This is a genomic window from Devosia riboflavina, assembly GCF_000743575.1.
GTDB classification, from domain to species: domain Bacteria; phylum Pseudomonadota; class Alphaproteobacteria; order Rhizobiales; family Devosiaceae; genus Devosia; species Devosia riboflavina.
Map to the genome: position 1 here is coordinate 143377 of NZ_JQGC01000002.1, position 19270 is coordinate 162646.

The 19270-nt window shown below is 61.3% G+C and carries 16 protein-coding genes; 3 read left to right on the top strand and 13 right to left on the bottom strand.

Translation table 11 applies throughout. From position 1 onward, the window contains the following. Nucleotide 1 precedes the first annotated feature (1 nt). Nucleotides 2-1963 (top strand): beta-galactosidase, encoded by a 1962-nt coding sequence (locus JP75_RS02810; protein WP_035078909.1) that lies wholly within the window; start codon nt 2-4, stop codon nt 1961-1963. On the opposite strand, the gene JP75_RS02815 is transcribed toward JP75_RS02810, so the two are convergent. Next, nucleotides 1932-3914, bottom strand: coding sequence for a ComEC/Rec2 family competence protein (locus tag JP75_RS02815; RefSeq protein WP_152565714.1), 1983 nt, complete (start codon nt 3912-3914; stop codon nt 1932-1934). The two genes, JP75_RS02810 and JP75_RS02815, sit on opposite strands and share 32 nt — an antisense overlap. 227 nt (nt 3915-4141) lie before the next feature. On the opposite strand from JP75_RS02815, the gene gltX reads away from it, so the two are divergent. Together gltX and gltA are read left to right on the top strand one after the other, a co-directional pair. Further along, complete coding sequence (gene gltX / locus JP75_RS02820; protein WP_152565717.1) at nt 4142-5557, top strand: glutamate--tRNA ligase; 1416 nt, start codon at nt 4142-4144, stop codon at nt 5555-5557. Nucleotides 5558-5711: 154 nt separating this feature from the next. Further along, a complete protein-coding gene (gene gltA / locus JP75_RS02825) occupies nt 5712-7001 on the top strand; it encodes a citrate synthase (protein ID WP_035078916.1) in 1290 nt (429 codons plus the stop codon). A gap of 45 nt (nt 7002-7046) precedes the next feature. On the opposite strand, the gene JP75_RS02830 is transcribed toward gltA, so the two are convergent. The 12 genes from JP75_RS02830 to rpsB form a co-directional block, all read right to left on the bottom strand. Then, complete coding sequence (locus tag JP75_RS02830) at nt 7047-8177, bottom strand: lipid-A-disaccharide synthase (protein ID WP_035078919.1); 1131 nt, start codon at nt 8175-8177, stop codon at nt 7047-7049. Next, nucleotides 8178-8987 (bottom strand): acyl-ACP--UDP-N-acetylglucosamine O-acyltransferase, encoded by an 810-nt coding sequence (gene lpxA / locus JP75_RS02835; RefSeq protein ID WP_084587439.1) that lies wholly within the window; start codon nt 8985-8987, stop codon nt 8178-8180. It lies immediately after the preceding gene. After that, nucleotides 8984-9463, bottom strand: coding sequence for a 3-hydroxyacyl-ACP dehydratase FabZ (gene fabZ, locus JP75_RS02840; RefSeq protein ID WP_035078921.1), 480 nt, complete (start codon nt 9461-9463; stop codon nt 8984-8986). The genes lpxA and fabZ overlap by 4 nt, the downstream gene beginning before the upstream one ends. Beyond that, nucleotides 9460-10488 carry a UDP-3-O-(3-hydroxymyristoyl)glucosamine N-acyltransferase gene (gene lpxD, locus JP75_RS02845; RefSeq protein ID WP_035078924.1) on the bottom strand — a complete coding sequence of 343 codons (1029 nt, stop codon included), beginning with the start codon at nt 10486-10488 and terminating at the stop codon, nt 9460-9462. The genes fabZ and lpxD overlap by 4 nt, the downstream gene beginning before the upstream one ends. Nucleotides 10489-10559: 71 nt before the next feature. Then, on the bottom strand, nt 10560-12695 hold the full coding sequence (gene bamA / locus JP75_RS02850; protein WP_051960225.1) for an outer membrane protein assembly factor BamA: 2136 nt from the start codon (nt 12693-12695) through the stop codon (nt 10560-10562). Nucleotides 12696-12876: 181 nt separating this feature from the next. Beyond that, the gene (gene rseP, locus JP75_RS02855) at nt 12877-14013 is read right to left on the bottom strand and encodes an RIP metalloprotease RseP (protein WP_244446240.1); all 1137 of its coding nucleotides are present in this window, start codon (nt 14011-14013) and stop codon (nt 12877-12879) included. 42 nt (nt 14014-14055) lie between these two features. Then, nucleotides 14056-14913: a phosphatidate cytidylyltransferase gene (locus JP75_RS02860; protein WP_084587440.1), complete on the bottom strand. Its 858-nt coding sequence runs from the start codon at nt 14911-14913 to the stop codon at nt 14056-14058. After that, nucleotides 14913-15674 carry an isoprenyl transferase gene (locus tag JP75_RS02865; protein ID WP_035078930.1) on the bottom strand — a complete coding sequence of 254 codons (762 nt, stop codon included), beginning with the start codon at nt 15672-15674 and terminating at the stop codon, nt 14913-14915. Before JP75_RS02865 ends, JP75_RS02860 begins: the two co-directional genes overlap by 1 nt. 34 nt (nt 15675-15708) lie before the next feature. Continuing rightward, the gene (frr, locus tag JP75_RS02870) at nt 15709-16263 is read right to left on the bottom strand and encodes a ribosome recycling factor (protein WP_035078934.1); all 555 of its coding nucleotides are present in this window, start codon (nt 16261-16263) and stop codon (nt 15709-15711) included. A gap of 97 nt (nt 16264-16360) precedes the next feature. Then, nucleotides 16361-17080 (bottom strand): UMP kinase, encoded by a 720-nt coding sequence (pyrH, locus tag JP75_RS02875; RefSeq protein ID WP_035078937.1) that lies wholly within the window; start codon nt 17078-17080, stop codon nt 16361-16363. A 178-nt stretch (nt 17081-17258) separates the two neighbouring features. Continuing rightward, nucleotides 17259-18188: a translation elongation factor Ts gene (gene tsf / locus JP75_RS02880; RefSeq protein WP_035078940.1), complete on the bottom strand. Its 930-nt coding sequence runs from the start codon at nt 18186-18188 to the stop codon at nt 17259-17261. 70 nt (nt 18189-18258) lie between these two features. After that, nucleotides 18259-19029 (bottom strand): 30S ribosomal protein S2, encoded by a 771-nt coding sequence (rpsB, locus tag JP75_RS02885; protein WP_035078943.1) that lies wholly within the window; start codon nt 19027-19029, stop codon nt 18259-18261. Nucleotides 19030-19270: the final 241 nt, after the last annotated feature.

The following is a 19270-nucleotide window of genomic DNA, read 5'->3' on the forward strand; positions in this document are numbered from 1 at the left end:
CATGTCCATCAGTCCCACCCTCGGCGTTTGCTACTATCCCGAACACTGGCCTGAAGAGTGGTGGGACAAGGACGCGGCCCGCATGGCCGAGGTCGGCATCAAGTATGTCCGCATCGGCGAATTCGCCTGGTCGCGGCTGGAGCCGACTCCGGGCGATCTGCAGCTCGACTGGATGATCCGGGCCATGGACGTGCTGGGCAGTCACGGCCTCAAGGTCATCGTCGGCACGCCGACCGCGACGCCGCCGCGCTGGATGGTCGACAAGCATCCCGACATGCTGGCCGTCGATGCCCGCGGTCAGCGCAAAGGCTTTGGCTCGCGCCGCCATTACGACTTCTCGCATCTGCCCTATCGCGAGGAATCCGCGCGCATTACGCAGATTCTCGCCGATGCGCTCAGCGATCATCCCGCGCTCGGCGGCTGGCAGACCGACAATGAATATGGCTGCCACGGCACGACCTATTCCTATTCGCCAGCCGCGCTCGAAGGCTTCCGCAAGTGGCTAGCTGCCCGTTACGGGTCGATCGAGGCACTGAACCAGGCCTGGGGCAATGTCTTCTGGTCGATGGAATACAATAGCTTCGAGCAGATCGAGCTGCCGAACCTCCTGGTTTGCGAGCCCAACCCGATCCACGACCTCGACTTCCGCCGCTATTCGTCCGATCAAGTCAGCGCCTTCAACAAGGTTCAGTACGATATCCTGAAGGCCAAGCGGCCGGACCTGCCGGTCATCCATAACTTCATGAGCCGCTATACCGAGTTCGACCATTACGACCTGGCCGAAACGCTCGATGTCGCGAGCTGGGATTCCTACCCCATTGGCCATCTCGCCGTGAGCGACGAGACCGAGGACATGAAGCGCCAATACATGCGCCAGGGCGATCCGGACAATGCGGCCTTCCACCACGATCTCTATCGCACCGTCGGCCACGGCCGCTGGTGGGTCATGGAACAGCAGCCCGGTCCAGTGAATTGGGCAAAGTTCAATCCCGATCCGCTACCGGGCATGGCCCGCCTCTGGGCCTGGGAAGCCTTCGCGCATGGCGCCGAAGTCGTCTCCTACTTCCGCTGGCGGCAGGCGCCGTTCGCGCAGGAGCAGATGCATGCCGGACTGCTGCGACCAGACAGCGAGCCGGCGCCGGCCTATGGCGAAGCAAGCCAGGTGGCGGAGGAACTCAAGCTCACCAGCCTCGATGGTCCCGTAGGCAAGGCACGCGTCGCTGTCGTTTTCGATTATGACAGCGAGTGGGCTTGGGAGGTGCAGCCACAAGCCCAAGGCTTCAAGCACGGCGCGCATGTGCGTGACATCTACGCTGCCTTCCGCAAGCACGGCGTCGATATCGATATCCTGTCGCCCAAGACCAAGAGCTTTGCCGGATACGACATCGTCGCTATCCCGGCTCTCTTTGCCTGGACCGACGAGCTGCGCGAGGCAGTAGCCAGCTTTGAAGGTCATCTGCTGATCGGACCGCGCTCGGGATCGAAGACGAAGAATTTCTCCATTCCCGCTCGCCTCGGCCCGGATCTGTCCCCCAACCTGCTCGATGCTCGCGTCACACGGGTGGACAGCATTCCCGCCCATGTTTCGGTCACCGTGAAGGGCGGCGGCTCGACGCGGCTGTGGCGTGAAAAGGTCGAGACGCGCGGCGAAGTGGTGATGGAAGACAATGAAGGCGTGCCGGTGCTGATCTCGCAGGGCAAGCTGTTCTATCTCACCGCGAGCGGTGACCGGGCGCTGATGCAGCGCATTGCGGACTATCTCATTGCCGAGGCAGACCTGCCGATCCTCAACCTGCCGGCCGGCGTCCGCGCCCGGAGCCGCGGCGGTTACCGCATCTATGTGAACTACTCAGCGAGCGCCGCCACACTGAGCCCGGCCGCAGACGAAAGCGGCTACGTTATCGGCGAAATGGAAGTGCCGGCCGCCGGCGTTACCGTGGCAAAACTCGCCACGGCCGGCTGAGCGTTTCAATGGCCGGGCGGATTTCGAACCGCCCGGCTGTTTTGTCCCAGCGGAGCCAATGGACACCGCCGCGCGCCAAGTCCTGCGCGGTGATGATCTGACCAGAAGCACCGCAGCCCTTGGGCGCCGAAATGCGCGTAATGATAAGGTTCTGACCGAAACAGTCCTCAGGAAATGCAGCAGCGTTGCGGATCACCGCGATGCTGAATTTTTCGGTGCTCACGATGCACCCGAGGCTGTCGCAATGGGCGCCCGAATGCGTCTGGGCGATCTCAGTTTGAAAATGCTGGCTCCAGACGTCGACGGCAAAGCTGCCCGTGCGGCCAGTGACGAGGCCCATGCCCGCGCCGTCACGGACGGCAACGGCCTGGGTCGTATCGGCAATGAGCACGTCCGGCCGAGGGGCAAAGCCGAAGAGCAGAATGGCTGGAAGCACTATGGCCGGAGCCAGGAGACGCCAGCGGCCTTCGATGAAGGCGAACCACGCTAGAGCGGCCAGGCCGGCTAGCAGCGTCCAACCGGCGAGAATTGGATTGCCGGTGAGGTTGGTGCTCCAGGCTGCGACCAATTCGGCGACATCCACCATACGATCGATGTTCCAACCCATCAGCTTGAGGAATGGGCCGTCGAGGCCGAATGGCGTGGCCAGAATGGCAAGCACGCCGAACCACATGATGAGGCTGACAAAAGGTAGCGCCAGCACATTGCCGAGGACGCCGAGGGGCGCTGTTTGCTGGAAGTGGTAAGCGGAGAAGAGCAGTGTCGCGGCGCCGGCGACGAAGCTGGTCCAGGCCGTTGCCGAAACGAAGCGTAACGCACGCTCGACGCTTCCGCCGGTTGCCGGGGGAGAGAGGCGCGGCAGCTCGTAAATGCCGATGAGCGCCACCACTGCGGCGAAGGAGAGCTGGAAACTGGCACGGAAGACGCTGGCCGGGTCGATGATGATGATCACCAGCGCAGCAATGGCGACATTGCGCATGGTCAGGGCGCGCCGCCCGGCGAGGACGGCGCCGAAGATCAGGGCCAGCATCAGGGTCGAGCGGAAGGCGGGCACATTGTCCATGCCGCCGGCGAGGAGCAGATAGCCGAAGGCGGCGGAGAGGCCGGCTATTGCAGCGATCTGCTTGTTGGGCCAGGTCAGCGCCATGGGCAAGCACGCGAGCGCCAGCCGCAACAGCCAGAAAATGCCACCGGCAACGATGGAGAGGTGAAGCCCCGAGATCGAGTAGACATGGGCAAGGCCGGAGGCGGCCATGACATCTCGGGTTTCGTCGCTGATGGCGCTCTGATCGCCCATCATCATGGCCCGACCAATCGCAGCGCTGGCGCCCTCAAGCGCGAGGTCGATCCGCTCACCAATATGATTGCGGAGCGCCTGTACACGTCGAGCGATGTCGCCATCATCGCCTTGATCCACGATTTCGACCGGACCGACGGCGTTGCCATAGGCACCGATGCCGGCGAAGTAGGCATGGAATTGTCCATCGAAGGCGCCGGGCAGAATTGGGCCGGGCACAGAGGCTAACCTTACCTGCGCCTCGATCCTGTCGCCGACTTCGACCTTTAGCTCGGATGGCAGGAGTACGCGCGCTCGCCGGATCGGCAGTTCGCGCGCCTCGTCGAGTGGGCGGATGGAGGAGACGATGGCGCGGATACCGTTTGCGTCAGCAGACAGAACCTCATCCACGCGGGCCGAATAGGTGCCGTAAGCGGGAACCGACAGCATGGGTGTGCCGAAGGCCAGGCCGTGCAGCGCGAGGAGACAAAAGCCGAGCCACGCCGCGGACAACTGGATTGCCACGCGAAGACCGGCAAGCGAGTGCGACAGCATCGCCAGCACCAGACATAGAGTAACGCCGAGCGAACCGATCACGAAGTGGAAGGCCGCAGGTTCGGCGGGCAGCAGCGCGTAGACGACAAGCCCAAAGATGAGGCTGAAGGGCAGAAGCACGAAGAGACGTCGTTGCTCGGCGGCACCTACGACGGCTGACCAGATGGACTGCCACGCAAGCGATGGAAATGCCTTAGTCTGCCAGCGGCGCGGGCGTGCGAGGGCCGGCACGCCCAGCACAATTTCCCCTCCACTGGCCCCCTGCCCCTGCACTGCGCACCCCTGCCCTTGCGCTCAAGCCCGCCTATGCTACACACGGCCCGAAATTCCCTCAATTCGTTCCGGTTATCATGTCCCAGGTTGTTACTCGTTTTGCTCCTTCCCCTACCGGGTACCTGCATATCGGCGGCGCCCGTACGGCCCTGTTCAGCTGGGCCTATGCTCAGAACAAGGGCGGCAAGATGCTGCTGCGCATTGAGGATACTGACCGCGAACGTTCGACCGAAGCTGCCGTCGTGGCCCTGATCGATGGTCTCAAGTGGCTTGGCCTCGACTGGGAAGGCGAGCCGATCAGCCAGTTTGCCCGCGCTTCGCGTCACGCCGAGGTTGCCCATGAGCTGGTGAAGATGGGCCATGCCTATTATTGCTACTGCTCGCCGGAAGAGCTGGACCAGATGCGCGAAGAAGCCCGCGCCGCCGGCAAGCCGCCGCGCTATAACGGCTATTGGCGCGATCGCGACCCGAAGGAAGCGCCGGCTGGCATTTCGCCTGTTATCCGCATCAAGGCGCCGCTGACGGGCGAGATCGTGGTCAATGATCACGTGCAGGGCAAGGTCGTGTTCAAGACCGAGAACCTCGACGACTTCATCATCCTGCGCTCGGACGGCACGCCGACCTATATGCATGCGGTGGTGGTCGACGATCATGATATGGGCGTCACCCACATCATCCGCGGCGACGACCACCTGACCAATGCCGCCCGCCAGATCATCATCTACAATGCCATGGGCTGGACCGTGCCGGAGATGGCGCATATCCCGCTGATCCATGGCCCGGATGGCGCCAAGCTTTCCAAGCGCCACGGTGCGCTGGGCGTCGAAGCCTATCGCCAGATGGGCTATCTGCCGGCAGCGCTGCGCAACTATCTCGCCCGCCTCGGCTGGAGCCATGGCGACGAGGAAATCTTCTCGACCGAGCAGATGGTGGAGTGGTTCAGCCTCGAAGCGCTCAACAAGGGCGCGGCGCGCTTCGACTTCGTCAAGCTCGAAAACATCAACGGCCACTATATCCGCGAGGCCGATCCGACCTATCTCTACAACGTCATGATCGACACGGCCAAGGAAGTCGGCCGCGAAGAGGATGCAAAGGGCCTGATGGCGAACCACAACACCGTGCTGGCCGCCCTGCCCGAGTTGCAGCCGCGCGCCAAGACCGTGCTGGAACTCATCGACCTCGCGCAGTTCATCTACGCCCTGCGCCCGATCACGCCAGACGCTGCCGCAGCAGCCCTGCTGACGCCGGAGGCCAAGGTGGTTCTCGCCGGTATTGCCGAAACGTTAGGGGGCCTTGCCGATTGGTCAGTGCCGGCCATTGATGCGGCCATGCGCGAACTGGCCGAAGCCAAGGGTCTCAAGCTCGGAAAGCTCGCCCAGCCGTTGCGCGCAGCCCTTACGGGGCGCACGGTTTCGCCGGGAATCTTCGAGGTCATGGTGCTTATCGGCCGCGAAGAATCGATGGCACGTTTGCATGACCAAATCGCTTAAGAAACGGGCTCGCAGAGGGTAACCTCTGCTTACCTATCGGTTGCCTCGGCGGGGCAAAAACTGATACCTCTGCGGGCAGCAATCGGCACCGCTGGAGGTGCTGCCCCGCTTCACCTTCCTTCCCTCGGAGCGTGGGCAAAACGAGGAGAGCTCAATGACCGAAAAAGTCGCCAAACTCGTCGTCGGAGACCAGACCGTCGAATTTCCAATCCTGAGCGGAACGGTAGGTCCGGATGTCGTCGACATCCGCACGCTCTACGCCAAGACTGGACTGTTCACCTACGATCCGGGCTTTACCTCGACGGCAGCCTGCGACAGCGCCATCACCTATATCGATGGTGACAAGGGCGAACTCCTCTATCGGGGCTACCCGATCGAACAGCTCGCCGAAAAATCGAACTATCTCGAAGTCTGCTACCTGCTGCTCTACGGCAACCTGCCGACCAAGGCGCAGTTCAAGGAATTCGAAGAGCTGGTGACCAAGCACACCATGGTGCACGAGCAGATGCACTATTTCTATCGCGGCTTCCGTCGCGATGCGCATCCGATGGCTGTGATGACTGGCGTCGTTGGCGCAATGGCCGCGTTCTACCACGACTCGACCGACATCAACGATCCGCAGCAGCGCGAGATCGCCTCGATCCGCATGATCGCGAAGATCCCGACGCTTGCGGCAATGGCCTACAAGTACTCGGTGGGCCAGCCCTTTGTGTACCCGCGTAACGATCTCGACTACGCCTCGAACTTCCTCCACATGTGCTTCTCGGTGCCGGCGGAAGAATACAAGGTGAACCCGGAAATCGCTCGCGCGATGGACCTGATCTTCACGCTCCATGCCGATCACGAGCAGAACGCGTCCACCTCGACCGTTCGTCTCTCGGGTTCATCCGATGCCAATCCGTTCGCCTGTATCGCTGCCGGCGTGGCCTGCCTCTGGGGCCCTGCCCATGGCGGCGCCAACGAAGCGGCACTCAATATGCTGCGCGAAATCGGCACCGTGGATCGCATTCCCGAATATATCGCGCGCGCCAAGGACAAGAACGACCCGTTCCGCCTGATGGGCTTTGGTCACCGCGTCTACAAGAACTACGATCCGCGCGCCAAGGTCATGCAGGAAACTGCAAACCGCGTGCTCGATCTGCTCGGCGTCGAAAACAACCCGACGCTGCAGGTTGCCAAGGAACTTGAGCGCATCGCGCTGTCGGACCCGTATTTCGTCGACCGCAAGCTCTATCCGAACGTCGACTTCTATTCGGGCGTGATCCTGGATGCGATCGGCTTCCCGACCTCGATGTTCACCGTTCTCTTCGCCGTGGCCCGCACCGTTGGCTGGATCAGCCAGTGGAAGGAAATGATCGGCGACCCGCAAAAGAAGATCGGGCGTCCGCGCCAGCTCTATAATGGCTCGGTAGCCCGCGACTATTCCGAGATCGGCGCCCGCTAATCTCAGTATCGAAATGAAAATGACCCCGCCTTGGCGGGGTCATTGCTATTTGGCTGTCTTGTATCGCAAAATTCGCTCGGCGGGGTCGATCCGCGGATCTTCGGCGGTGCCCGCTTCCATGAGCCCACGTATCTTTGCGAAGCCCTCAACCTGCGCCCGCAGCGCGTCGTCGCTGTCCAAAAGTGAGCGAGCCGCGGAGACGAGCTGTTCAACGTCCGGCTCAAGCTGAAGGATCTCGGGCACCACGGCCTGATCCAGCAAAATATTGGGCAGCGAAGCGAACTTGACCTTGTATTTGACCCACAGCTTCGCCTGCCGCCTTTCGGCAACATAGGTCGTCACCATCGGCACGCCGGCAAGGGCCAGCTCCAGCGTCACTGTGCCGGTAACCGCGACTGCGGCGACCGCGCCGGCCATGGCAGACGCCTTGCGCTCTTCGCCGGAGATGACGTCTACCTTGACCGGCCAATCCGCCACCCTCTGCTTGAGGCTGGCCTCCAGACGGCGTGGCGTTGGCAGAATGAAACCCGTGACCTTGGGATGGGCAGCCAGCCGCTCGGCAACGACCCGCATGAAAGGCAAATGACGCCGCAACTCCCCGTCGCGACTACCGGGAAGCAGGAGAAGCGGGCCATGCTCCGGGATGGACTTGCGGAACGCCATGCTGTTGACGGCGGGATGTCCAATATAGTGGGTTTCCGGGCCGGAGACGCTGCGCATGAAGGCCGGCTCGAAGGGCAGGACCGCCATGACTTCGCGGAAATGCGGCTTGAGATGCGTTGCACGCTCCGGCTTCCAGGCCCAAGCGGCCGGCGCCACGCAGAGAAGCACCGGAATGTCGGGAGCGGCCTTGTAGACCTGCTTGGCAACGATTTCGGAGAAGACCTGCGAATCCACCATTACCGCCACATCGGGGCGCGTCTTGATGATTTTTTGCGCCACCTGGCGTGCGCGCCAGAGGAGCTTGGGCAGTCGAGGCAGCACATCGGCCCATCCCATGACCGACAGCTCGTTCATATCGAAGAGCGACCTGACCCCGACGGCAGACAATGCCTCGCCACCGACGCCGCTGGCTTCGACAGGAACGCGCTCACTCAGACGGCGAACCAGTTCAGCAGCGATACGATCGCCCGAGGGCTCGCCGGCCAGAATGAAAAGCCGCAGCGGGGTCGCCACCTACTCCTCGTCCGCCTCTGGACGCGGCAGACACAGCGGCCGATCCTTGGCACCGCCGATGAAGGAGACGACATCCTGAACGAGGGTCGCGTCCTTGAACATGACGGCAGCGTCGTCGACCCGCTCCCGCAAGGTGCCTTCACTCGAAAAGATCATGCGATAGGCCGCGCGGAGCGAATGAATGGCATCGCGATCGAAACCGGAACGCTTCAGACCCACGAGGTTAAGGCCGGCCAGGCGCGCACGATTGCCAAGCGCCATGCCGTAGGGAATGACGTCGGCATCGATCATGCTCTGGGCGCCGATGAAGGCGTGATTGCCGATGCGGACGAACTGGTGCACACCGCAAAGGCCGCCGAAACGAACATAATCCCCGATGACGGCGTGGCCGGCGATACCAACGTAATTGGCCAGAACGACATTGTTGCCAATCGTGGCGTCGTGCGCGACATGGCTGCAGGCCATCAGCAGGCAGTCATTGCCGATCTTGGTCAGCATGCCGCCGCCCTCGGTGCCCGGATTGATAGTCACCGATTCGCGAATGGTGCAGCGTTCGCCGATTTCAACGCGCGATGCTTCGCCGTGGAATTTCAGGTCCTGGGGCTGATGACCGACGGAGGCAAAGGGGAAAATCCTCGTGCCAGCGCCGATGGTCGTGTGGCCTTCGACAACCGCGTGGGAGATCAGCTCCACGTTATCATGCAGGACCACATGTTCGCCCACGATGCAGTAAGGGCCAATCTTGACACCGGCCCCGAGCTGCGCGCCGGCTGCGACAATCGCTGTCGGATGAACAACGATTTCGTTCACTCGGTGGCCTCGACAATCATGGCAGTAAGCTCGGCTTCGGCAATGATGTTGCCGTTCACCCTGGCCTCGGCCTTGTAGCGGCCCACGGTACGGCGGCGGTGCAGCTTGGAGATATGGTATTCAATGGTGTCGCCAGGCCCGGCCGGCTTGCGGAACCGCGCATTGTCGATGCCGAGCAGCATGACGATGCTTTTGTTGCTGTTCTCGGTCGCGTCATACTTGATGACGATGGCGCCAGCAGTCTGTGCCATGCCCTCAAGGATCAGCACGCCGGGGAAGATCGGGTTGTTGGGAAAGTGACCCTGGAAGATCGGCTCGTTAAAGGTAACGTTCTTGATGCCGACGGCGGAGTCATCGCCCTTGATGTCGACGATGCGGTCAATCATCAGCATGGGATAGCGATGCGGCAGGGCCGCAAGGATATCCATGATGCTCATGGCATCGAGTTCAGTCGTCGAGCTTACCGTGTCCGTCATCCCCGCTTGTCCCCTTTGGCCAATTTCCGCAATGTGGCGAGTTCCCGCCAAAAATCCTTCAGTTCCTGCGCTGGCGCGCCACCAAGCTTGGAGCCTGCCGGCCAGTCCTTGGTCACTGCTGCCCGGCCGAAAATAGTCGTACCTGCGCCGATACGCAAATGGCCCGAAGTGCCCACGCCGCCGCCCATCAGCACGCCGTCTTCCACGATGGTCGAACCGGAAAGGCCGCTTTGGGCCGCGATCAGGCAGTTGCGACCGATGCGGCAGTTATGTCCGATCTGCACCTGATTATCGATCTTCGTGCCGTCGCCAATGACCGTGTCGCCAAGGGCGCCGCGATCAACCGTGCTGTTGGCGCCGATCTCGACGCGATCCTGAATAATGACGCGGCCAAGTTGCGGAATCTTGCGATTGGTCTGGCCATGATCAAGCCAGCCAAAGCCTTCGGTACCAATCCGAACGCCCGAGTGCAGGACCACCTCATTGCCCAGATGCGCGCAGTCTATGGTGCAATTGGGGGCAATGATGCTGTTGCGACCGATGGTAACGCCAGGGCCGATGACAGTATTAGCCCCAATGATCGTGCCGCGCCCGATTTCGACGCCATTGCCGATAACCACATTGGAACCAATGGTAACATCACGCTCGAAGATCGGCGCATCGAGATCCTCACGACCGCCGACAATGGCTGCCCTGGTGCTACCCGGATAGAGGCGATCCAGAATTTCGGTGAAGAGATTGTGGGCGCGCGGAGCCACGATGGCGATAGCGCCTGCCGGCACGCTGTCCTTCAAGGACGGGTGCACGATGATGAAGCCGGCGGCCGTACGGCGCAGCTCCTCGACATATGACATGTGCGCTGCAAGCGAGAGATCGCTGGGGCCAGCCAGTTCAAGTTCTGAGACGCCGCCAATCACACGGTCGTTGTCGGCAAGTCCTGCGGCCAGATCGGCATGTCCGAGCTCCGCCAGCAGAGCGCCGACAGCAATCGGTCCGGAAAATCGGTGAAATCGAGTATCGACCATGAGATCACTTCAAAAGAAAAGCCGCGGAGCTACCGCCCCGCGGCTTGATGACTTCTTTCACGTTGCTCGTATTAGAGCAAGGTCTGAAGCGTGATCTGGAAGACCTGAGTACGGTCTGCCGTCGACTTGTTGAGGACGTGCGAAACGTCGCCGCGCAGCGGGCCGAACGGCGAGTCCCAGATAAGCGAGGCACCGATGGAGGTACGCAGCGGGACGTCTTGGCTCAACGGATCGACAGTACCCGTTCCCGTTCCCGGCAACCCGTCGATCCAAGCAGCATCCGCCCAAAGCGCGCCGCTCAAACCATAGCTTTCCGGGAGTGCCGGAATGGGGAATTCGATTTCCGCAGAAATAGCCGCATACATGGTAGCGCCCAGATATTCGCTGTTACCATATGCGTTTGCTGCCAAACGAGGTCCAACTCCACGACCTTCGAAACCACGTATGATCGTGGCGCCTGGCATAAAGGCTTCCACCGCGTGAACCGAGCCACCATCGAGACTGTTCACAATGCCGGCCTGACCGCGAACGCTGGCAACGATACCACTATCGTCAAGAAGCGGCATGAAGTAACGGCCACGGGCTTCGGTCTTCAGCAGGTTATGATCCCAGCCGATATACTGCTGGGTGAAAGTTGCGTAGAGGCCCTCGGTCGGATTCTTGACGTCATCAAGGCCGTTCCAGGTCAACGTGTAGCCAATAAAGGCCTTGTTGAATTCCTGGCCGTCATTGACCAGAGCAGACTTGTACTGCGGGTTATCCTTGACGTCGGAAATGGTCTTGCGCTCGTAGCCACCAAACAGCGTAGCGTTGAGCGCACTGGTGATCGGCACGCCGAAGCGAAGCTGACCGCCCGTCGACTGAGAACCGTAGAAGCTCGAGGTCGTTTCGTCCGAAATGCGATGATAGGCGTCGAAACCAGCCGACACCTTCAGGCCCATGAAACGCGGCTCGGTGAAGGAGAAGTCGAAGGTACGGCCCGACTGCGATGCACCGATGGCGGCGCGCAGGTACTGGCCACGACCAAGGAAGTTGCGCTCTGTCAGCGAGACTTCGCCGAGGACACCGTCGCTGGTCGAGTAGCCGGCGCTCGCGCCGTATTCACCGGTCGAGGTTTCGGTGACGTTGATGTTCAGAACCACCTTGTCCGGCGAGGAGCCGGGTGCGGTCGTGACTTCAACCTTCGAGAAGAAACCCAGGTTCTGGATCGCATCGCGACCACGGACGACCATGGAGCGGTTGAACGGATCGCCTTCACCAAAGGCCAGCTCGCGGCGAACGACGAAGTCGCGCGTCTTGGTATTGCCGGTGATGTTGATGCGCTCGACATAGATACGTGCGCCTTCGTCGACCAGATAGGTCACGTTGAAGGTGCCGGTCGCTACGTCACGATCGAGGCGAGCGCGAACGTCCGCGAAGGAATAACCCTGGGCCGTGGCTTCGTAGGCCATGTCCTCGATGGTTTCCTGCAGGTTTGACACGGAATACTGCGCGCCCTTGCCGGTCTGGACGGTCGAGCGCAGCACGTCGGTGTTGAGACCGTTGATGCTGGTTTCGATACCGATATTGCCGAACTGGTAGCGCTGGCCTTCATTGACCGTGAAATTGATGAAGTACGCATTGCGCGCAGCATCATACTCGGCAACCGAAGTCACCTGAGCATCGGGGTAGCCACGATTTGCGTAGTAGAGACGGAGACGCTCGCGATCGACCGCCAGCTTCTGCTCGTCATAGGTGTCGTCACGGAGAAGCCAGCTCAGGATGCCGGTCTCCTTGGTCAGCATGGCACCCTTGAGGTTGCCACCGCTGATTGCATTGTTGCCGGTGAAGTTGATCGCAGCGATGCCCGCGCGCTCACCTTCATTGACCTGGAAGACCACGCGAACACGACCATCAGCGGTCGGCTCCGTACGCGACGTCACCGTCACGCCAAGGAAGCCATCGCGATCATAGGCCTGACGGATGCTTTCGACGTCGGCAGCAACACGCTGCGAGGTGTAGATGCCGGAGGCAGAGACATCGACCATCGCCAGGAGCTGTGCGTCGGAGAAGCGCCGGTTGCCTTCGAAAAGGACCGAACCGACCAACTGTTCCTGCGCCTGCGCGGCAACTACGCCCAGCACCGGGATCCCGGCGCCGACCATTGGGCTCGCACCCATAATCGCGATCACCGAGACAGCGCCACGCAACAGCTTGGGGTTAATCATATTGTTATTGCCTTCTGCGACCTGCCTGGAGAATCGTCATACGCCGCTCCCCCAAGCTAACTCCATTGGAGTGTTTTACTGTTTTTTTAACCACGGACAAGCGGTAAGCCCGGACGCAGTTAGCAATTCATTGGCGCGCTTGTATTCGTGCAACACCTTGCGAACCAAGGTTAACCAAGGGTTAGCGCAAGATGCCAAAATGGTCGAAAACCGTGTCGTTGAACAGGGTAAAAACCATCAAGGCCAGCACAAGGGCGAAGCCGAAGCGAAATCCCATCTCCTGCACGCGCATGCTGAGCGGTCGTCCGCGAACGGCCTCGATCAGATAGTACAAGAGATGGCCGCCGTCGAGCATGGGAACGGGTAAAAGATTGAATATCCCAATGTTGAGAGACAGAAGCGCCATCAGGTTGATGAGGGCAATGACGCCGAGTGTCGCCACTTCGCCCGAAACCTTGGCCACTTTCACGGGCCCGCTAAGCTGCTGAACATCGCCGCGGCCAACGAAAAAATCGCCCAGGAAAGCGGCCGTGCGCTGCACGATGAAGCGAATTTCTTCAACCGTCATGCCGATCGCCTCGATGGGTCCGGGGCGATAGAGCTGAATGTCTGCCTCTTCGATATTTCGGCTGACGCCGATCCGGCCGATGCGCTGGTCATTGCCGAACCGGTCCTGAATCACAACCGGCTCGGGCACGAGGTGAAGCGTGTCCTTGGCTGCGCCGCGCTCGATTTCGACGACCACCTCACGGGCGGGACTCGTGGCGACATAGCGCTGGAAATCCTCGAAACCGCGAACGACATAGCCGTCCACCGAGAGAACCTTGTCGCCGGGCTCAAAGCCGGCGGCTTCGGCTACCGATCCAGCGATGACTTCGCCGATGACGGCGGGCACGGTTTCGCGGCCATAACCAAGCAGGAGCGCATAAAGGATGAGGAAGGTCAGGAGCACGTTGGCGAGGGGGCCGGCAGCTACGATGGCGATGCGTTGCCAGACCGACTTGTTCACGAAAAGCCGCGGCCCCAGCGCAGGATCGCGCAGCTCCGGCGCATCGGGGTCCGGCATGCTGGAGGCATTCGTGTCGCCGGCAAAGCGGACATAGCCGCCCAAGGGAATCGCCGAAATCTTCCAGCGTGTGCCGTGACGATCGTTCCAGCCGATCAGCTCTCGCCCAAAACCGATCGAGAAGGCTTGAATAGCAACGCCATTCCAGCGCGCCACAAGGTAATGGCCCATTTCATGGACGAAGACGATGACCGTCAGAACCGCGAGAAACGGGACGACGTAGGACAGGAGCCAGTACACAAAATCAAACATCGTCATTCCGGGAGTGAGGCAGACGCACTGCCTGGGCGGTGATCACCAATAGAGTAGTCCTTCGGCCACCGAACCGAAGCCACCGTGCAGTGCGCCGACGATCAAGACCAGAATGATGCCGAATGTGAGGCTATCAAGCCGATCCATCAAACCACCATGACCGGGGATAATGTCGCCACTGTCCTTGATCCGGAAATGCCGCTTTACGGCGCTTTCGGAGAGATCACCCAGTTGGCCAAGGATGCTGATCGAGAGGGAAATCAACAGACCTATCCACCAAGGCGAATCGGTCAGGACGATCCAGACGAGCAGGCCGGCTCCGGACCCGAGGGCAAGACCGCCCAGAGCGCCTGACCAGGTCTTCGAGGGCGAAATGCTCGGAACCAGCTTCTCGCCGCCGATCTGTCGGCCGGTGAAGAAAGCCGCAGAATCAGTCATCCAGACGACCGTGCCAAGGAAAATGCCCGCCCAAATGCCCGCGACGCCCTCGCCTCGCATCAGCACCGCCGAGAGAATCAAAACTCCGAACAGCACGAGGCCGACCGCCCGCCATAAGAATAGCTCGCGTCCCATGAATGCGGCGACAGCGCAAGCAAGCGCTATGGCGCCAACAAGGCCCCAAATACCGAGCAACGGAAAGATGAGGCCGGAAAGGCCAACCAGCCCGATCAGCGCCATGCCGGGCACCGTCAGAGGCGCGCGGGAAACCATGGTTTCCCATTCGCGATAGGCGCCGGCATAGACGGCCCCTACGACGCCAGAGAAAAAGTAGCTGCCTAGATAGAGCGCCGTTGCCGTAACGGCGATCAGCACCATGGCCGATGCAAAACGTGGGCCGACGTCGGCCCAATTGCGACGTTGGGATGCGGGAGGTTTGGGAGAAGGTGCGCCTGGCTCCATCAACTCCCGGTCGCCCCCAGACCGCCATAACGCCGATCGCGCAGCGAATAGGCTTCGAGGACACGGATAAAACTTGCCTCATCGAAATCCGGCCAGTTTTCCGGGACGAAGACCAGTTCGGCATAAGCCGACTGCCAAAGCAGGAAATTGGAGAGACGCTGCTCGCCACTCGTGCGGATGATGATGTCCGGATCGGGCACATCCACCGTATAGAGGGCGCGCGAGATTGCAGCCTCGTCGATATCGGCGGGATCGATGCGGCCTTCTGCGGCGTCCTTTGCCAGGCGCCGGACGGCATCGGTGATTTCCGCTCGCCCGCCATAGTTGAAGGCGACAATGAGAACGAGACCGGTATTGGCCGCGGTCTTGGCTTCCACATCTTCAATAAGGCGCACGAGCGAAGGTTCGAGCCCTGCCCTGCCGCCAATGATGCGGATGCGAACATTGTTGCGCATGAGCCGCTGCAGGTCGGAAGCTACGAAGCGGCGCAGAAGACCAAAAATAAAGGAGACTTCTTCGGGCGGACGCGCCCAATTCTCGGATGAAAAGCTGAAGACCGTGAGGTAGCCGACGCCGTGCTTGATGCAGGACTGCACAAGGTTGCGCAAGGCGTGCACGCCCTCGACGTGCCCCTCTGTACGACGCTTGCCCCTGGCCTTGGCCCAACGGCCATTGCCATCCATGATCACGCCCAGGTGAACCGGAATACGGAGGCCCGAACCGAGGTCCGGGCTCATTTTTGCGGCGGTCTCGCTTGCCATCAACGCCCCTCCCGGCGGCGTTCCATACCGGTCCTTAGACCTGCATGATTTCCTGTTCCTTGGCCGCCACGATGACGTCGATCTCCTTGACGGCATCATCGGTCGCCTTCTGCACGAGATCGGACTGCTTCTTGGCGTCGTCCTGGCTCATGTCGCCGTCCTTCTCCGCCTTTTTCAAGGCGTCCATGCCATCGCGACGAATGTGGCGCACAGCAACGCGGGCCTGCTCGGCATAGGTGTGGGCGACCTTGGCGAGCTCCTTGCGGCGCTGCTCGTTGAGTTCGGGAAGCGGAACGCGAATGACCTGGCCTTCGCCCATCGGATTGAGGCCGAGGCCGCTATCGCGGATCGCCTTTTCCACGGCATTGGCCAGACCCCGGTCCCATACCTGAACCGAGAGCATGCGCGGCTCGGGAACAGTCACGGTGGCGAGCTGGCTGAGCGGCGTGCGCGAACCATAGGCTTCGACCGTCACAGGCTCCAACAGGCTGGCGCTGGCGCGGCCGGTGCGCAGGCCCACCAGTTCGTCCTTGAGCGAAGCAATCGACTTCTGCATGCGGTTCTTGATGTCGGTGAGATCATAGGCCATGGCCGAGGTCCTTCCAGTCATTTGGCGCTGCCGGCTTTGGGCGCGCTTCTCTATTAAACTCGCACCGGAAAGGTGCAATGGGCGAAACGCCCCTGCCCTAGATCGGGTCGCCAACGCGGGTCGACAGGCCCTTGCCTTCCAGGATGCCGGAAAGGCCAGCGGGCTCGTCGAGCGCATATACAATAATGGGCATGTGGCTGTCGCGGGCAAGCGCGAATGCAGCCGTATCCATCACCTTCAAATTACGGGTAATGACTTCATCGTAGCCAATCTGGGAGTAGCGGACGGCTTCGGGGTTCTTCTTCGGGTCGTCGGAATAGACGCCGTCGACCTTGGTGCCCTTGAGCACGACATCGCATTCAAGCTCGATGGCGCGCAGCGTGGCAGCCGTATCGGTGGTGAAGAACGGGTTGCCGGTACCGCCGCCGAGGACGACGACAAAGCCCTCTTCAAGCGCCTGCTTGGCGTCGCGCGCCGTGAACGTGTCGGCGACAGACGGCATGGTCGCGGCGCTGAAAGGCTTCGACTTAACGCCCTGGCGGGTAATCGCGTTGGAAAGGGCAAGGGCGTTGATCATGGTGCCCAACATGCCCATCAGGTCGGCCGTGACACGATCGGTGCCATCGGCGGCGCCGGCCATGCCGCGGAAGATATTACCGCCACCAACGACGATGGCGACCTGGATACCGGAGCGCGCCGTGTCCGCGATCTGCTTGGCGACAGCCTGGAGAAAGGGCGGCTCGATGCCGAAGGAATTATCTCCCGCCAGCGCCTCGCCCGAAACCTTGAGCAGAATGCGCTTGTAGCTCGACGCCATCGGAAGACCTCATGTGAGACTGCGGGCTCGCGACTCTGCAAGACCTTCGGGACACTAGGGCAAAACTGCCGCAAGCTGAAGGCTAAGCCACGCAGGAAGTAAATGTAAAATTTTTGGAAGCTCGATCCAGCCGCACTGGAGAGCGATGGACGGGCCGTTAAGGCCCGTCCAAAAGTCATCAGGCCTTGACGCCTGCGGTCGCGGCGACTTCGGCTGCGAAGTCGGTTTCGACCTTTTCAATGCCTTCGCCGAGCGCATATCGCACGAACTTGGTCAGCTTGATCGGGGCGCCAACGTCCTTTTCGGACTTCTTGATGGCGTCGGCGACCTTGGTTTCGCCGTCGATCACGAAGGTCTGCGCGAGGAGAGTGACTTCCTCATAGTACTTGCGCAGACGGCCTTCGACCATCTTCTCGGCGATGTCGGCGGGCTTGCCCGATTCCTTCACCTGCTCGAGGATGATGGCGCGCTCGCGGGCCACGACGTCCTGATCCAGCTCGCTGGAGTCGATCGCCAGCGGGTTGGTGGCGGCGATGTGCATGGCAAGCTGCTTGCCGAGAGCCGACAGGGCGGCCTTGTCGCCGGTGGATTCGAGCGCGACCAGAATGCCGATCTTGCCCAGGCCCGCCTTGACGGCGTTGTGCACGTAGCTTTCCACCACGCCATCGGAGACCGAGACGGTCAGCGTGCGGCGCAGATTCATGTTTTCGCCGATCTTGGCGATGGCTTCGGTCAGTTCGGCCTGAACCGAGTGACCAGCGCCGGGGAACGGCATTTCGCCGAGCTTGGCAACATCGCCATCAGCGTCGAGAGCAAGCTTTGCGATCGAGCCAACGATGTTCTGGAACTGCTCGTTGCGGGCAACGAAGTCGGTTTCCGAATTGACTTCAACCACGGCAGCCTTGGTGCCGGAGGTTGCAACGCCAACCAGACCTTCAGCAGCGACGCGATCGGCCTTCTTGGCGGCCTTGGCGAGGCCACGGGTGCGCAGCCAATCGACGGCAGCTTCCATGTCGCCATTGGTTTCGGCCAGGGCCTTCTTGCAGTCCATCATCCCGACGCCGGTCGAGTCGCGGAGCTGCTTAACCAGTGCAGCAGTGATTTCCATGGGTTCACCTTTCGGCGGCCCCGGTCTGGGGCCGCATAGTTTCGTTCAAACGATTCCGGACATACCGGACTTAGTTGACAGTGGCGCCTTCGCCCGGAAGATCTTCGCTAGGGGCTTCCGAAGAAGCGCCGAGATCCTGGCCGAGAGCGCTCGAAGAGCGGCCGATACCGTCGAGGGCAGCGCGCGAGACCAGCGAGACATAGAGCTCGAGAGCGCGGCTGGCGTCGTCATTGCCCGGGATGGCGTAGTCGACCATGTCGGGATCGCAATTGGTGTCGACGATGGCGACGACCGGGATACCCAGGCGACGGGCTTCCTTGATCGCGTTGGCTTCCTTGTTGGTGTCGATCACGAAGAGGAGCGAGGGAACGTTGCCCATGTCCTTGATGCCGCCGAGGTCGCGCTCAAGACGCTCCTGCTCGCGGGACATCATCAGGCGCTCTTTCTTGGTGCGCAGGTTCAGGTCTTCTTCGCTCATCGATTCCAGTTCGCGCAGACGCGAGATGGAGTTCGAGATCGTCTGCCAGTTGGTCAGCGTGCCGCCGAGCCAGCGGGAGTTGACGTAGTACTGAGCGGACTGCTTGGCAGCTTCAGCAACGAGCGGGGCAGCCTGGCGCTTGGTGCCGACGAAGAGCACGCGGCCGCCATCGGCAACGGTGTCGGACACAAGCTGCAGGGCGCGGCTCAGGGCCGGCACGGTCTGCGACAGGTCGAGAATGTGGATGTCGTTGCGAACGCCGAAAATGAAGCGTTCCATCTTCGGGTTCCAGCGGTGCTTCTGGTGGCCGAAGTGCACGCCTGCTTCGAGGAGCTGGCGCATGGAGAATTCTGGCAGAGCCATTTGGTATTCCTTTACCGGTTGATGCCTCCACGAAGCCTTGCGACGGTTGCCCGCCACCGGATGGCATTCCATCGGGAATGCCTGCTTCGTGTGTGAGATCGCGCCGGCCAAACCGCCGGACGCGTGGGCGATATAAGCGAAGTCTTGCGCCAGCGCAACCCGCCAAAGTCACTCACGGGATCGTTAGAGAACCGATCCGTGGATTACTCGTTGGGTCTTCATGGACCCGCGCCCAGACGTG